Raw genomic sequence first — 15,955 nt, forward strand, 5'->3', positions numbered from 1 at the left:
ATCGGACACTTAATTTTGAGACAGTATGGTCAATAAATTAAGAGGTCTATATGAGTCTGAAAAAATCACATAAGAGTTATCCGCAGGCATTTAAAGATGAAGCCGTCTTGATGGTGCTGGAGCAAGGTTATAGCGTTGCCGATGCGGCAAAGTCTCTTGGAGTTAGCACGAGCCTGCTTTACAACTGGAAGGAAAAACACGAAGCCCTGCAACAAGGCATCACCTTAGAAGAGTCTGAGCGTGATGAGTTGAAGCGATTGCGTAGAGAAAACAAAGAATTACGCATGGAAAAAGAAATTCTAAAAAAGGCAAGCGCCTTCTTTGCGAGAGAAATGAAGTAAGATTTCGTTTCATCAAACTGCAATCTCACCTGTTTCCCATAACACTGTTATGTCGAGTAATGAGTGTCAGTAAGTCAGGCTATTACGATTGGCATAAACGCCCTGCAAACGTGATAAGCGTTGAAACACTGAAGCTTTATCGCCTTGTTCGACAGCTATTTAAGCAAAGTCGAGGCAGCTTAGGGAATCGTGAAATGGTGAAGAAATTGCGCAAGGAAGGCTACCAGGTTGGTCGCTATCTCGTTCGTAAAATTATGCACCGCCTTCGACTCAAAGCAACCCAGCGATGTGCTTACAAGGTGACGACACAGCGAAAACACTCAGATGCAGTGGCTGATAACCTGTTAAACATGAACTTTAATCCAGTATCGGCTAATCAGGTCTGGGCGGGTGACGTGACCTATTTAAAGACGGGTGAAGGCTGGATGTACTTAGCTGTGGTGATGGATTTATATTCACGCCGGATTGTGGGATGGCGCATAGACAAACGCATGACCACAGATTTGATATCCAAGGCATTAATAAAAGCCTACAACCTGCGACAACCAGCGCGAGGGCTGGTATTTCACAGTGACCGAGGCTCGCAATATACCAGTAAACAATTCGGTAGGCTGCTATCGAGCTATGGTATCCGAGCCAGCATGGGTGATGTGGGTGCGTGTTGGGATAATGCCGTTGTTGAGCGATTCTTTGGTAGCTTGAAACACGATTGGATTTTTAAAGTTGCTCAACCAACAAGGGAGTTTATGAAGCAAGATGTGACGGCTTACATCAAATATTACAACTTGGAGCGACTTCATTCTGCTAATAACGATCTGTCACCTGTAGAGTTTGAGAATTCTCAAGTAAAAGTGTCCAGTTTGGGTTGACCAGTACACACATCCATGTAAATTGTTATAAATGATGCTATAGGAATTTGCTTTTTTTCGGTAGCGGTTTTTTATATAGTTTGATGAATAATCACTTGATATCGTTTCAGCTTTCTCATTCTTTAACGCTCACGCCTGGCTGATTATTGACCTTGATGAACAACATTTTGCCTCGTATTCAGGCTGATATTCGTACCACATTTTCTCATTGGCAAAAGTTATTGCAGTTAGATAAAACTGATAAGGCCATAGCACTGTAGCATTACTAAAATTGGGTCAATATTTTGATGTTGGAGTTAGCAATATGTCATTTTACTAACGAGAAATGGGGCAAAAGCTTTTTAGCTGCACGAACAGTTAGAGGGATACTTAGGATTGGCAATGTTGTACCAGTGACCTTCTAAAACAAGGATGTTTTAGTAGAGCCCTCAGGGACGAGTTTATGGCGTGTCACTGGGGAAACAATGACAATTCACTCAGTACACCTAATGATCAAGCTATCTTGCTTTGGGGCAAAAGCTTTTTAGTCAGATGAATAGTCAATGGTCGTCACTGATGCCTTTAGCGTCACAACTTCTTGTGGGGTAAGTTGGCGTATCTCTCCTTCGGCTAAGGAATCTAGCGTTAATGTCATTAGCGCGATGCGTTGTAAGTCGATAACCTTATACCCTAATGCGCTAGCCATACGCCGAATTTGCCGATTTAAGCCTTGGGTAAGTACTATTTCGAATTTGTCTTCACTGAGCCTACAAACTTGGCAGGGAAGAGTGCGCACCTCTTTGTACTGTACGCCACTGGCCATTTGCCCGATGAACTCATCCGTAAAGGGTCTATCGAGCTTTACATGGTAGGTTTTACTGTGGGCAAAGCTGGGGTGCATCAGTTTATGGGTGAGTTCGCCATCGTTGGTGAGCAGTAATAACCCTCTGGAATCCTTATCTAATCTGCCGACAGGGTAAAGTCTTGGTGTTGGCGGCAGAAGATGGAGCAAGCTGGATTTATCGCCTTCGAGCAAGCGGCAATCGGTGCCGACGGCTTTATTGAGTAGCCAATAATCCAGTGCTTCGGTGCCCAATATGGGGTCAGCATCCAAGCAAATACTATCAAGACTTCGCCCCTTTGCATCGAGTAGGACGGGGTCGGTATGTTTAGCAATCTTGCCATTAAGTGTGATACGCCCTGCTTCAATCAAACGGCAGGCTTCACGGCGTGAACTGATGCCGCATTGGGCAAGGTACTTGGCTAAGCGCATATCTAGCTCAATTAAAATAGGCGGTGAATTTGGGCGCGATAATACAGGATTTTTGATAATCGGCGCATGGCAAATGCAAGGCTTAAGCACCATAAAATATTGAGGTTGGTTTGCAGCCACATATTGGCACTGACTAAACAAAAGTGACCATTGGCTTCACAGGGGGGGAAATCCAGTTGGCGCCAATCCAGTTGCACACTTAGGCTAACTGCGCTGATAAAGCTTAATATACTTAAGTAAAACAAGGGTCTTGGACAAATCAGTTTAGGGACAATCCCTGCAATAATCACCAGCGCGTGTAAAGTGAGCGTGCCCAAGAGATAGCTGGTGGAAACCAGCCTGTGCATAGTTAAAAAGTTAATCGGGAAGATGCCCATCAAAATCACTGAGGTGCCAACCCAAGCTCCCGTTAGGGCAATATATTGGCTAAAGGTATCGAGTTTGAGTAAATACAGCCCAGCCATGGAGATCAATATGCAAATGCCTGCGGCTAATAACCCTAAATTAAACACATAGGCGAGGGGCGAGTGGATATAGTCCCCTAAAAAATCGGCGCGGATAAATAGGGCGCTAACGCCAATACTTTGGTATTGCGCATAGAGGGCAACCATCACTCCTATTGCACTGAGCAGTGCGGCTCCCACTATCAACCAAGTGATTAGGCGATGTAAATCGTAAAAGCTGGGCTCATGCTGTTTTGGATTCATGTTGCTTTTAATGAATAGTGGTGTGGATTTAGGGCGCTATGGGGTAAAGCAAGGTCGAATCATCGGGTGTAACTTGCCTGAATCCCAGCATGAAGGCAAGTATCCTATGGGGAGGGGAATTTAAAACCTGTAACACAAAGGGAGCCAAGGGCTCCCTTTGTGTTGTGATGCTTACGTAAATTAGTGGCGCTTACGGAAAATCACAATCGCAATGGCTACAGCTGCGAGGATCATGCAATACCAAGCATGGGATACGGCCGCCAGCGGTGTGATGCTAAAGGTTGAAGCGATTAACAACGCTTGGGCTCCATAAGGAATTAACCCTTGGATAATACAAGCAAAAATATCAAGCACACTGGCGGCACGTTTAGGTGTTACGCCGTGTTTTTCGGCTAGATCTTTTGCAATATCACCTGTGACAACAATTGACACTGTATTGTTAGCCACACAGCTATTGGTTACCGCCACAATCCCTGCCATTCCTAACTCTGCAGCGCGGCATGAGGCTTCGCCCTGAGCTTTTGAGAAACGCGCAATAAGCTTTTCAATCTGCTTGCTCACAAAGGCTAAACCGCCTTGTTGTTGCATGAGCGCAGCTAAACCACCCACTAACATCGACAGGATAAAAATCTCCTGCATATTGCTAAAGCCGGCGTAGATATCCTTACCAAATTGGATAACACCATAGTCCATGGTGATAAAGCCCGTCGCACCAGCAAGCAATATGCCTAAGGTTAAGACCACAAACACATTTAAGCCCGCTACCGCTAACACTAGGATCGTCAGATAAGGAATAACTTTGATAAAGTCGACTTCCTGAGCGGCTAACTCAGCTTGGCCTTGGCCTGCAATCACAAAAGCGACAAACGTCAGCAGAGATGCGGGAATGGCAAAAATCAGGTTCTCACGAAATTTATCTTTCATATCACAGCCTTGGGTGCGAGTGGCTGCAATTGTGGTATCCGAGATAATCGAAAGATTATCACCAAAAAGTGCACCTGACATTACGGCACCGGCCATCAGGGCATAATCGATTTGCGCTTGGTCGGCTACCCCTAAGGCAATCGGCGCGACGGCTGCGATGGTGCCCATTGAGGTACCCATTGCTGTTGCGATAAAGGCGGCAATGACAAAAAAGCCGGGCAGCAATAAATTTGAGGGAATTAACGATAACCCTAGGGCTACGGTCGCATCGACACCGCCAGTGGCTTTCGCGACGGCAGCAAAGCCGCCTGCCAATAAGTAAATCAAACACATGGCAATAATATTGCTGTGGCCAATGCCACCAATAAAGGTATCAATGGCGTGATTTAATTTCTGTTTTGATAGCACTAACGCCAGAATAATCGCTGGCATAATGGCAATCACACTCGGTAATTGATAGAAGGCAAAGTCCACACCTTGGCTTTGGAAATACACACCTGCGCCAATAAACAGACTTAAAAAAACAAATAATGGCAGCAGGGCAACAAATGACGCTGGGTTATTGGGTGCAGTGGTTTGGGCTGATTGACTCAATGTAATCTCTCTTTTACTCGGCGCTTTGCCTGCGTAATCCTTAGCAGTCAAACTCGCTTAAAATCTATGCCGCTTTGGCATCATGTCCTGGCAACTTGGTGCCAAGCATATTGGATTGCCAATTTACTGTCAATCTAGACGTCTGGATGTTTTTACTTCCGTTGTGATCTGTTCGTTAATAGGAGGTTTAAATCGTGGTTTGTGTAAATTTTTAGTTTTAAAAAACAGCCTAATATCACTATTGGTTTTACGGTTTAGTTATTACCGTTAGCCAATGTGTTAGCACGGACTCATGCTCATCTAGGGCGTGTTGACGTTTCAGGGTTATTTTTGCAGCAATTTGGCTGGCTTTTATGCAAGGCAAAGTCCGTGCAGTGTAGTTATTCTACATAAACGGACGATAACGCGGCAGAAAAGCCAGCCAAATGCTGCCCGAAGGGTTCGTCTGGTAAGCCCTTGCTCTTACTTTCTGTCATAAGAGCAGCTCGTCATTTGAGTAGAATAACTACACATCATTCCTCGTTTCGCGAGCACGAACTTGCCAGAACGAACAAAATTTAATCTCGAAACGTCAACACGCCCTAGTTATATTGCATTATTTCTCTATCTGCTGCATATACAACTTAGCGCATCTTAATCAGGTGACTCAGTCGCCTTTTACGTAGCGCTAACTGCTGATTAAGAGATGTCTGCCAGTTTTTCACGCTTTAACCTTGCGGGAATCTCTCGCCTGACAGACTAAACCGACTATTGCTGTTAGTGACCAGATGCGGTAAAACGGTGATCTTTCATCCATATCCATTTAATAGTCAGCAATTAGAGTGATACGTAGAGCTAAGCCATTATTGGGCACGTTAATAGAAATTGCCGTCGAATCCGTTGTTGAAGCATCCTCACAGTCAGCACTCGATGAGCCAGCCATTCAAGCTGCGATTACCGCGGCTTTTTCTCGCATTACCCAAATTGGGCGTTTATTAAGTTTTCATCAGCAAGACAGTGAGTTAAATCTTTTAAACCGTCAGCCAGGTCAGTGGATCACCCTAAGCCAAGATAGCCTAAGAGTGTTCAAGTTAGCCAAATGGTTCGGTAAAGCCAGTGACAACTTATTTAATTGCACCATTGGTGGCGAAATGATGTCACGCGGGGCGCTACCTTGTTACCTCGGCATGCCGCTGCTTTTGCAGGGCGATTGGCAGGATATTGAAATTAGAGGTAACCAAGCGCGGTTAGCTCGGCCATTAATTGTCACTTTTGATGGTATAGCTAAAGGCTATGCGGTTGATATGGCAGTCCGTGAGTTACGCCGTGCGGGTGTTTCGGGTGGTTGGGTCAATGCGGGAGGGGACTTGAAGGTATTTGGTTCAGCTTCCTTAGATGTGCTTTGTCGAGGCTCGAATGGATTAAGCCAAAAGGTGACTGTACGTAATATGGCACTAGCAAGCTCACGGGTTTCGCTGCAATTGAGCTTAGGCTGCCCTGCATTACTATTACCGACTGGCAATGTCGATATGATGAGCTTTGATGCCTCTAATGAGCGGGTTGTCAGTGTGCAAGCGCCGTTTGCATGGCGAGCTGATGCACTCACTAAGGTGGCGGGTTATCTTTCTGCCGAAGCCGCTAAAGATAAAATCCAGCAACTCGGTGGCCAGTTAGTCTGCTAACCGTGATATTTACCACGCCCTAGTAACAAACTGTTGTGCCTTGTGTGCTGAGTTTGTAACTCACGCTCCTATCGGCTTGTTTCATTTGAACTATTGTCTTAAATAAAAACGGGCTAACCTTTTTGGGTTTAGCCCGTTTGTCTATTTCACCTTGAATAATTAGTGGCAACTCATCGGATTAAGTCACCACCCAGTGTTTGATTTATTCGGCACAGGTAATTATGGTCGTTGTTTTAGGTTTGGGTTTTATCTGCACTAACATTACTCCCAAGATGACCATAGTGCCGCCAAGGTAGTGATAAATGGCTAAGGTCTCATTCAAGATTATCGCCGCGAATATGGCTGCCAGTATAGGCATTAGATTGAAGAAAATGCTGGTACGCTCGGCGCCTAATTTGTTAATGCCATTAATCCACGCCCAAGGGGCGATGAGTGACGCGCCAAAGGCGGCGTAGACAATAAGCGGTGTCGCTTGACTACTTATGGCAATACTTGGCGCGCTAAACAGCAGCGGGGTTAACATCAACACGGCGATTATGCCCTGAATATAAACTGACTCCCACGTCGATATCGGTAGCTGCCAGCGTTTTAATAGTACCCCATAGAGTGCGTAAACAAAGGCACTGATAAGTAATAATAAATCCCCCTCAGTAACACCAATCGCCAGATTAGCTATATCCCCGTGGCTTAGCATAAACACTAATCCCAACAGCGAGATTACGCTGCCACCTAAAACTAAGGGCGAGAGCCTTTGCTTGAGTAAAGGTACCGCTAAAAATAGGCTTATCATAGGTACTAACGAGTTGATTAATGCCATATTGGTGGCAGTTGTTGTCGCGGCAGCAAAGTAAGCAAGGCTCTGGTTTAATACCATTCCTAAGGAGGCTAAGGTCGCTAATTTCGGTAGTAGAGGAATGATCCTTCTACGATTTTTCCAGACGGATTTGAGCATAAAAGGCGTAAGTATGAGCATGGCAAAAAACCAGCGGTAAAAGGCGATTGCTTCAGGGGCGATAATCCCAAAGGAAAGCTTGTTAACAATAGCGTTGCCAGCCCAAATCACAACGGCGAGCAGTGGAAATAGATACAGCATAGGTCAGTCTTCATTGGGGGATAAACGAGTAGATGCCAATTGGCATAAACGCGGTGTCATAGATTGTTGCTATTATCGCTGGTCTTTTATGATATAAATATCGCTTAAAAGACAATGTCAGTTCCTGGGCAGACATCCACAGCGTCTGTCGATACCACGAACTGAGCTGGGTTGAATTATCGGAGTACAGATGCGACCTGTTTATCATCCTCTTAGCTCAGATCAACTGCCAGTAGCTGATATTTTCTTTAACTATGAAGCCTTTCTGCCTAATACCATTACGCCAAAACATCGCCATAATTGGGGGCAATTACAGCTGATCAGTGGTGGTATTATGGAGTTGCATGCCTCGGGACAACGATTTTTGTCGCCATCCCAATATGCGATTTGGGTGCCAGCGGGCGTAGAGCATGAGAGTTACACCCGCCGCAGCATCCATTATTGCTCATTAAATATTGTCGCCAATCGTGCGCAGGTATTTCCTGACGTGACCTGCTTACTTGCGGTGACGCCAATAGCGCAGGCAATTGTGAATGATCTCCGCCAGCGACAGGTTCGGGTTGCACAGACTGATGCGGATAAACGTTTGGTTGAAGTGTTAATCGATCAGCTGATTTTAGGCCAAGCACAGCCCCAATTTTTACCATCAAGCACCGATAAACTGTTACAACCTATTTTGCAGCAACTTGAACTTGAGCCTGCCAGTCAAAAGAGCCTTAAAAGCTGGGCGAGTGAATTACATACCACAGAGCGCACGCTCGCTCGGCGTTGCCAAAACTGCCTTGGGATGAGTTTTACTGAATTGCGTCAGCGGCATAAGTTTATTTATTCGTTGCAATTACTGCGTGAAGGCTTATCGATAAAAGAGGTGGCGTTGACGCTGGGTTACAATCAAACATCACCTTATATAGTGATGTTTAAAAAGTATGCCCAATACTCACCCGAGCAGTATCGGCGACAATTGGCATAAAAATAGGGTGCGGTAGTGGCCGCACCCCATGTCATAAAAGAGAGGATTTAAGGGATTTTAAAAACAGGCATTTAGTCTAATGCCGTTCACTTAAGAGTGAACGGCATTTTTCTTTGATCTAACCGGAAACTTATTTTTGCTCATTTTAAGGATCCTTGGATAAGCCCTTTCCCGTTTACCATCCAATTTAAATTGTCGTGCATTGCGTTCTATATCCAATACGTCTCTGGGAACATTTCCCGGCGTTTGTGATGACAACTGTGTCAACTTGAAGATGATATGACTCGCTGCATCACGAAAACTCAGTTGATTGGGATGAACCGATGGTAAGCTTTTGGCCATCAGTAACATCTTGTATCTAATGAGATTGTAGGCCAGTAGCACCCCCCATAGCTCTTGGAACACCAGCTCAGGCAGTTGGCTGCGGAGCGTAAAACGGCTCTCCAGTAAATGTTGTTTCATCTCTCTGTAGCCCAGTTCGATTTCCCAACGATGGGCATATAAGTCGACGATGTCTTCACTTGGGTAACGCATTGGGTCTGTTAACGAGGTCAATATGGCGACTGACTTACCTTTCACCGTCTTAGTCAGTAAGCGCGCTTCAAGGGTGTCAGGGAGCTGCGGCCATTTCTTTCTTGCTTGAGGCGTGGTGGTGAGTTTCACCCACTGGTCATGTTTTCCCAGCGTTCTAACCACCTCATATTGAGTGCCTTTCTTCAATGGCAACAACCAGTGGCTATTAGGTTGTGCTTGCTGCCAAGCGTGCAGCAGGCCGAGCGAATAAAATCCTCGGTCAAATAGGGTTAGACTGTGATTGGGGATGCTAGAAATGAGCTGAGAGGCTAAGTTCATTTCATTTTCGACAACCGAATCAAAGGCGCTGTTGACCAACAAATGGCTGCTTAACTCCATCAGGCAAACCATGCGAATTTGCGGATAAGCCGCTTCGCCGGAAGCGTTGGCGGTTCGTCCAAAGGCTGCTTGATTTTGAACACTATCGGGTGTCCGCCACACCACACCATCGACGCCATACAGGTTCAGACCACACCAATGAGGGTGTTCGGCTCTCGCGTGCCAGGTATTCGCGCTACGGCTGAACACTTCTCGAACGACCTCACTGCCTAATCGTTTACGCGCCTGAGTCACGGCACTACGGGCAACATAATCAATCTCTTGCGGCAAAACAATGTCGAGTTTGTTGATGAGTGACCGAACAGACTCCCCTCGGAACAAGGCCATTCCGATAACGGCCCAAATCATCGCGTCCATCGGCAATTTGCGTCGTCTGAGAGTAGCAACGCCTTGTGAGTCTAAACAGGATTGAATTAACTCAGGCTCTAACACATCAGCGAGGCAGGTGAATTCGGTTAGGCGGGTAATATGAGTGCGAGCAAGTGCTTCTGAGAGTTGCATAAAAAATCCGATGACATGAGGTCATCGGATTTTGATCTTTTTAGCGAGATCGTCAAGCGATCTGTCTTAACTGATCGGCATTAGGCATTTAGTCGGAGTTTTTTTGTCGGTTCCGTTTATCCTGTCGCTTCTCTTTTAACGTTTTCATCGGCGGTTTTTTCACCTTTTCTTTACTCATGGAAAATACTCCTAACTAAAGTGAGACGAAGTAAAGTAAAACTACCGAGTGTAGCGCCGCATTCTCACCGATAGTTGCTTCAAATATATCTGTCGATAAATTGAAATAATTTACATCACTATGATCTAAATAAACTATACCACTTGCTCCTCTTACGGGTTTTACATAAGCGCTGCCATACTTAGTAAATGTTCAAGAGGATTGGGTGTTAGCTCATAGCGATTAATGCGTTTCGCGGCCAGTAAAAAACTTCAAAATCGTATCCTCCAATATATCCTTATGCCTATGCTAGATGCCGCCGCAAATAGCGACCTAAAAGCATGCTGCCACTGAAATTTGAACATGCTTTATTTTATATAGTGTCGTTTTAGGTGTTATTCATTTAGGCTATTATTTTTTGCTAAGGGCAATATCCTTCACCATAAAAAGCACTGGCTTGCCTAAAATATTTACCTCAGCATATTCACCTTTAGAGCGCCCAAGTAAACTCACTCCTAGATCGGAAATTACAGAGTAGCGCCCAGCCCTAGGCTTGTGTCTCGGCGGATAAACCAACTCAACGCGGTATTCCTGCTGATCCTGTTGATTTACCAGTACAACTTCTCGCCCTAATGTAACTTTTTCTACAGTATCATCACTTTTTAGTTGATCCAGTTTTGCAATCACGGCGGCTAACGAGGTTGGACGCAGTGAGGCATTAAAACTATTTTGTAAGTAATAGGTTTCAGTTTTTAATATAAAAGACTGAAATAGATTATTAAAAAAAGAATAAAACATGGTAACCCCAGTTTTAACTAGAATACAGCCATAGCATTAAACGAAGGTTCGATGCTAAAAATTTATAAAAATAAAGGGTATGGGTTGCCGAGTGCGATTGGCACTCGGCTTAAACTGGAAATTTAAGTGAGAGGCGCACAACGCTGGCTAAATAACGAGAAACATTTAGCATGAAAGAGGTTGACTTAAATGTGAGTGATGAAAATGCATTTTTTAACACAGTGCTACATCTCCATATCAGATTAAGACTAAATTAATCATCGATAGATTGATGACTAATCACTAATTAATTGCTCATACCATAGGCCAACTAAAAAAATAAAGCAAGCCTGGAAGTGATTCCTCATTAATAAAAGGAAAATAGAAATTAAAAGCCATCAAAACTTATTTTTCTGTCGAGTGATCGTTACGTATAGCTGATTTTCCTCCGGAAATGCTGGCCATAAAAAACTCTTAGACTTCCAGATGGCCATCTGTTAGCTTGAGCGCAGGGCACAATTGTTGTGCGGTTTTAGTATCCATCTGCACAAGGCTAAACCTATATTGCATTTATCGCGATTGTTGAGGAATTAACAGGGGAAGAAAAGATGAAACTTGAATCACTGGCATTACACCACGGATATGAATCAGAGGCGACGACGAAGGCAGCAGCCGTACCAATTTATCAAACCACTTCCTACACCTTCGATGATACCCAGCATGGTGCTGATTTATTTGATTTAAAAGTCGCTGGCAATATTTATACTCGGATAATGAACCCAACCACTAGCGTATTAGAGCAACGACTCGCCGCCATTGAAGGTGGTATAGGCGCGCTTGCTGTGGCGTCGGGGATGGCGGCTATCACCTATGCGATTCAAGCGTTAACCCAAGTCGGGGATAATATTGTTAGTACCAGCCAGCTTTATGGCGGCACTTACAATCTGTTTGCCCATACGCTGCCACGCCAAGGTGTGGAAGTGCGCATGGCGGCCTTTGATGATTTTGAAGAGCTCGAAGCTTTAATCGATGCCAAGACGAAGGCCTTATTTTGTGAGTCAATCGGCAACCCCGCTGGCAATATTGTCGACCTTAAACGTTTAGCCGAGATTGCCCATAAACATGGGGTGCCGCTGATTGTGGATAATACCGTGGCGACGCCTGTGTTATGCCGTCCCTTTGAGCATGGTGCCGATATCGTTATCCACTCTCTGACTAAATACATTGGTGGCCATGGCACAACCATAGGCGGGATCATTATCGATTCGGGTAAATTCGATTGGGTGGCGAATAAAGAACGTTTTTCGCTGCTAAATCAAGCCGATCCTTCCTACCATGGTGTGGTCTACACCGAAGCCTTTGGCCCTGCGGCCTTTATTGGACGTTGTCGTGTGGTGCCGCTGCGTAATACGGGGGCAGCACTTTCACCCCATAGTGCATTCCTGTTGTTACAAGGACTTGAAACGCTGAGTCTGCGTATGGAACGTCACTGTGCTAATGCGCTCGCGTTAGCCGAGTATTTGATACTGCATCCTTCGGTAAGTTGGGTAAATTATGGCGCGCTACCAAGTAGCCCTTTCCGTGAGAATTGCGAAAAAATCACTGGCGGTAAAGCGTCTGGGATCATCAGTTTTGGCATTAAAGCGGCTACACCTGAGGAAGGCAAAATCGCGGGTGGCAAGTTTATCGACGCCCTGAAGATGGTTTTGCGTTTAGTGAACATTGGTGATGCTAAATCGCTAGCTTGTCATCCTGCTAGCACCACCCACAGACAGCTAGATGCGAATGAACTTGCTAGAGCTGGGGTATCTGAAGATCTGATCCGTATTTCCGTCGGCATTGAACATATCGACGATATCATCGCCGATGTGTCGCAGGCGCTGGAAAAAGCCTTGGTGTAAGCATTTTATCCTCACTGTTATCATCACTTGTGTATGAAAAGGCCGCTAACATGAGCGGCCTTTTGCGTTTGAGCGATAAACATCACTCACGAATTTGCTTGTTGTTGGCGATTACGCGCCTTTTGATAGAAGTAAGATACGGTCAGTAAAATCACTCCAATCAACATAAAGGCGATGACTTTTTGCACCAGCTCGAAGGACGCCATATCGAGCAATAACACCTTGAGCGTGGCTAAGGTAAAGAGCCCTGCGGCGAGGCGGATCATGTCCGAATGTTGGGGTTTTAAGCTGATAAACATTAATACGCTGCCATGCACCACTAATAAAATCGCACTGAGCGGCGCGGCAATCATGTTATCAAATACATAACTCCAAGTGAGATAGCTGAGCGCAAGTAACCCATGCCAACCCCATTTCAGCCATTGCAGCGGTAAGAAGGGTCGATGTAAACGGATAGCAACGCCGCGGCGCAATATCAGCGTGGCAAGTAATGCTAAGGCGGTAAATTCGCAGAGGATCAGTAACGCGTTATTCAAATCTACTCTCAGCGATATCTCAAAATGCAGCAGGATAGGTAGCAGAGCGAAGCCAAGGCAAAGACCGTAGGCAAGGCTGTAGCTTGGTCGAATAGCAGCTTGCATCTCGTTGGCAATGTGGACGAGTAAGCCCTTTTTGGGGCCAGTATGTTTAGCCCGTCTTTGGATCAACAGTGCAAAGTAGCCGCTGAGGGCTAAAGCTGTCATCGACCAAGCCACGACATCAATGTGATTTAATCCATACACAAGTACGGCTAATACCAGCGCAAAATAATAGGGGCTAAGTTGCCATTGAAGCGTTAACAGCTGGCGCCATTCCTCTGGGAGTTTGCGATATCGGATGAGCACAAATCCCATAACAAGTGTGCCAATCAGCAGCGCGATAAGCCCTTGCCAGATTTCAAACAGGCATAAGCTCGCTGTGGTGAGTACGGCAAGCCAAGTTAGAATTTTAGCTTCAATCTTAAGGGCTTTATGTTTGATCACATAGGCTAAGCCAAGGCTAAACAAGCCACTAAACCAGAGTGCAGCCGCGGTAAATTCCCAATAACTGCGGATGATTTTTGGCAATAAAAGCAGTGGTAAAAGAAGATAACAGCCAATTTGTATCTGCTTGGCGGCTTGAGCAAATAGGGATGTGGGATAGTATCTGCGATACCAATAATGGGTTAATAATAGGGCGGTGAATAATTCAATTCGTGCCAGTTTAGCCATCAGCGGCTGCGCTCTAAAACTCATGCTGCCCGAGAGAGTAATGCCTTCGATTACGGCAAATAACAATGGCAGCAGCAATAGCCAAGCAGCAAACTCACTGGCTATCAGTTTGTCTTTGCTACTTAAATACAAGAGTAACAGACTAAGGAGTGGCACAATGGCGAGGTAGTAATCGCTGCTGATAAGATAAGCCGCAACCAATAGGGTCGCGACATAAAAGCCACTCAAGATTTCTTTTAGTAGATAGCTGAGTTGTCCTTCTAACTTGGAAAGTTTTAATTCATTATTTGTTAGCTGATTGATTGTAAAGAACAATCCGCCAGCACTTAAGGCTAATGCGATAAGGGGGAAGCCAAGGGCCCCCACAGGGGATAAAGTGGCCTGTTCGAGTAACGTTAAGCCTGAGAGCAGGCCATAAGCATTGAGCGCCAGTGCCATCACCAGCAAGACATAGGCTTCTGCCCGTACTGAAATCAGTTTTTCTTTGAGGCCAATCCACAACAGTAATATTGCCTCGAGTAGCAATACTAATCCTAAGAAATCATGGCTTAACAGATAAAGTGCCGCAAAGGCAGCAAAGCTTCCGCCAAACACCAGTAAGAGGCTACTTTGGGATTTATCGAGTCGATTTTTAAGCTTGAGGTATAGTCCTGCGCACGCCAGCGCATTGACGATAAATATTTCCCCTGCAAACTCAGTAAATTGCGTGAGTTCAAACAGCACAAATGCCAATAACGCAATCGGCAGTGCCAACGCCCTATGGCTGAGTGTTGTTGATGAGCTAAAGATAAGTCCTACTATTCCATAGAGATAAAATAGGGCGTTAATACTGACAACGGCGAGCACTGCAGCACTGTCCCAGTGATGGATTGGTAAATCGACAAAATAGCTGAAGGTTTCAATACAAGCGATATGTAAAAAGGCTGTTATTTCAAGCAGTAATGGCCATTGCAGTTTGCGGCTTTGGGCCAATGCCCCAGTACCTATCAGCAGTAAATAGGGGATATATAATAGCGGCGCATAGCTTTGGGATAACAGCATCATAGGTGCCGTTGAACCACCGATTAAGGCGATGACAGCAATGACTTTAGCATCGAGACGCATCGATAGGCCGTAGCCCGCTAAGGTTATCAATAGCAATAGAATGAAGCTGGCGCTGTTGGGGATAATCTCAAAATAGGGGCCAATAAAATAGGCGCACAGGTAATTTAAGATCAGCCCTAGTCCGACGATACCTGAGCCAAAGTCGGCCATGCCTTGGCGTTTTTGACGGATAAAAATGCCGCCAGCGATTATCGCATTAGCACAGCCAAAGCCGAGCAATGCTTTACCGAGTTCGGAAAACCAATGATTGATGGAATATTGCAGTAGATAACCAAAACCTAGGGTGAGGGTAATTATGCCAGCGACAGTCATTAAAAACACTGGCCCCAAGCCTTTGGCTTGATAGTGTTGATAGAAGCCTTTTACCTGTTCCTTAATGGCTACAAATGGAGCCATTATTGCGGCAACGCCTTGCGATAAAAAGGCTTCGACTTGCGCTTCTACTTGGTTTGTTGCTTGAGCGCCTAGTTCCGCCCGCACCTGCTTTGTTAGCTCATGGTCAGTCGCTTGCTGTGAGTCGGCATTGGGATGTTGCTCACGGGGGCGCTGCCACGGATCATCCTGCCAAGGGGAGGTTGCTTGTGGCTGAATAGAATGTGAAACCGCTTCTGACTGCTTGGCGACATCACTCCCCATAGTGTGATTGTCAACTGAGATCGCAATGGGGGATGGCTCAGGTGCGGCAATTTCCATTGTAATATTCGTTGGATTAGCGCCGTTATCTTGCTGTTCAAGCCTTATGCTTAAAGTATCGAGTTTGGCTGAAAATTCAGCCAGTTGGCGGCTAAGCGACGTTTGCTGCGAGAGGTGCTGCAACTTTAATTGTGCCAATTCCGCTTTGAGTTGGTCTACGTCATCCTTTAACGGCATATCTGTATCCTAAATACGCTATCCATAATGCATTGGGGGCATAAAAATCTAAGCTGCTAAATTCTATGCATT

General features: G+C 45.4%; 11 protein-coding genes. 4 read left to right on the plus strand and 7 right to left on the minus strand.

What is annotated here, in order from left to right:
- Positions 1-50: 50 nt before the first annotated feature.
- A protein-coding gene (locus SO_RS05020; RefSeq protein ID WP_141135407.1) for an IS3-like element ISSod1 family transposase occupies positions 51-1,210 on the plus strand; the annotation gives its coding sequence in 2 pieces (ribosomal slippage) (positions 51-300 and positions 300-1,210; 1,161 coding nt in all).
- A 523-nt stretch (positions 1,211-1,733) separates the two neighbouring features.
- On the opposite strand, the gene SO_RS05025 is transcribed toward SO_RS05020, so the two are convergent.
- From SO_RS05025 to SO_RS05035, 3 genes are all read right to left on the minus strand, one after another.
- Positions 1,734-2,462, minus strand: coding sequence for a 23S rRNA pseudouridine(2604) synthase RluF (locus SO_RS05025; RefSeq protein WP_011071331.1), 729 nt, complete (start codon positions 2,460-2,462; stop codon positions 1,734-1,736).
- Positions 2,463-2,473: 11 nt separating this feature from the next.
- Entirely contained in the window at positions 2,474-3,169 is a 696-nt protein-coding gene (locus tag SO_RS05030; protein WP_011071332.1) for a hypothetical protein, read from the minus strand.
- A 180-nt stretch (positions 3,170-3,349) separates the two neighbouring features.
- The gene (locus tag SO_RS05035; protein WP_011071333.1) at positions 3,350-4,687 is read right to left on the minus strand and encodes a Na+/H+ antiporter NhaC family protein; all 1,338 of its coding nucleotides are present in this window, start codon (positions 4,685-4,687) and stop codon (positions 3,350-3,352) included.
- Positions 4,688-5,508: 821 nt separating this feature from the next.
- Here SO_RS05035 and SO_RS05040 point away from each other — a divergent pair.
- The gene (locus tag SO_RS05040) at positions 5,509-6,348 is read left to right on the plus strand and encodes an FAD:protein FMN transferase (RefSeq protein ID WP_011071334.1); all 840 of its coding nucleotides are present in this window, start codon (positions 5,509-5,511) and stop codon (positions 6,346-6,348) included.
- A 202-nt stretch (positions 6,349-6,550) separates the two neighbouring features.
- Here SO_RS05040 and SO_RS05045 read toward each other — a convergent pair whose 3' ends face one another.
- Positions 6,551-7,441 carry a DMT family transporter gene (locus SO_RS05045; protein WP_011071335.1) on the minus strand — a complete coding sequence of 297 codons (891 nt, stop codon included), beginning with the start codon at positions 7,439-7,441 and terminating at the stop codon, positions 6,551-6,553.
- A gap of 190 nt (positions 7,442-7,631) precedes the next feature.
- Between SO_RS05045 and SO_RS05050 the strand changes: the two genes are divergently transcribed.
- Positions 7,632-8,411, plus strand: coding sequence for an AraC family transcriptional regulator (locus SO_RS05050; protein WP_011071336.1), 780 nt, complete (start codon positions 7,632-7,634; stop codon positions 8,409-8,411).
- A gap of 90 nt (positions 8,412-8,501) precedes the next feature.
- Here SO_RS05050 and SO_RS05055 read toward each other — a convergent pair whose 3' ends face one another.
- Positions 8,502-9,824 (minus strand): IS4-like element ISSod7 family transposase, encoded by a 1,323-nt coding sequence (locus SO_RS05055; RefSeq protein WP_011071337.1) that lies wholly within the window; start codon positions 9,822-9,824, stop codon positions 8,502-8,504.
- A 568-nt stretch (positions 9,825-10,392) separates the two neighbouring features.
- Positions 10,393-10,779 (minus strand): GreA/GreB family elongation factor, encoded by a 387-nt coding sequence (locus tag SO_RS05060; protein WP_011071338.1) that lies wholly within the window; start codon positions 10,777-10,779, stop codon positions 10,393-10,395.
- A 587-nt stretch (positions 10,780-11,366) separates the two neighbouring features.
- Here SO_RS05060 and SO_RS05065 point away from each other — a divergent pair.
- The gene (locus tag SO_RS05065; RefSeq protein WP_011071339.1) at positions 11,367-12,659 is read left to right on the plus strand and encodes an O-acetylhomoserine aminocarboxypropyltransferase/cysteine synthase family protein; all 1,293 of its coding nucleotides are present in this window, start codon (positions 11,367-11,369) and stop codon (positions 12,657-12,659) included.
- A gap of 86 nt (positions 12,660-12,745) precedes the next feature.
- Here the strand turns inward: SO_RS05065 and SO_RS05070 are convergent, their stop codons facing one another.
- The gene (locus tag SO_RS05070) at positions 12,746-15,883 is read right to left on the minus strand and encodes a DUF2339 domain-containing protein (RefSeq protein ID WP_011071340.1); all 3,138 of its coding nucleotides are present in this window, start codon (positions 15,881-15,883) and stop codon (positions 12,746-12,748) included.
- Between the last annotated feature and the right edge of the window lie 72 nt (positions 15,884-15,955).

The sequence above is a fragment of the Shewanella oneidensis MR-1 genome (genome assembly GCF_000146165.2).
GTDB lineage: Bacteria > Pseudomonadota > Gammaproteobacteria > Enterobacterales > Shewanellaceae > Shewanella > Shewanella oneidensis.

Coding starts and splice junctions, on each gene's coding strand:
- SO_RS05065 (WP_011071339.1), top strand. CDS start 11,367: ATGAAACTTGAATCACTGGCATTACACCACGGATATGAATCAGAGGCG.
- SO_RS05025 (WP_011071331.1), bottom strand. CDS start 2,462: ATGCGCTTAGCCAAGTACCTTGCCCAATGCGGCATCAGTTCACGCCGT.
- SO_RS05050 (WP_011071336.1), top strand. CDS start 7,632: ATGCGACCTGTTTATCATCCTCTTAGCTCAGATCAACTGCCAGTAGCT.
- SO_RS05055 (WP_011071337.1), bottom strand. CDS start 9,824: ATGCAACTCTCAGAAGCACTTGCTCGCACTCATATTACCCGCCTAACC.
- SO_RS05045 (WP_011071335.1), bottom strand. CDS start 7,441: ATGCTGTATCTATTTCCACTGCTCGCCGTTGTGATTTGGGCTGGCAAC.
- SO_RS05070 (WP_011071340.1), bottom strand. CDS start 15,883: ATGCCGTTAAAGGATGACGTAGACCAACTCAAAGCGGAATTGGCACAA.
- SO_RS05030 (WP_011071332.1), bottom strand. CDS start 3,169: ATGAATCCAAAACAGCATGAGCCCAGCTTTTACGATTTACATCGCCTA.
- SO_RS05060 (WP_011071338.1), bottom strand. CDS start 10,779: ATGTTTTATTCTTTTTTTAATAATCTATTTCAGTCTTTTATATTAAAA.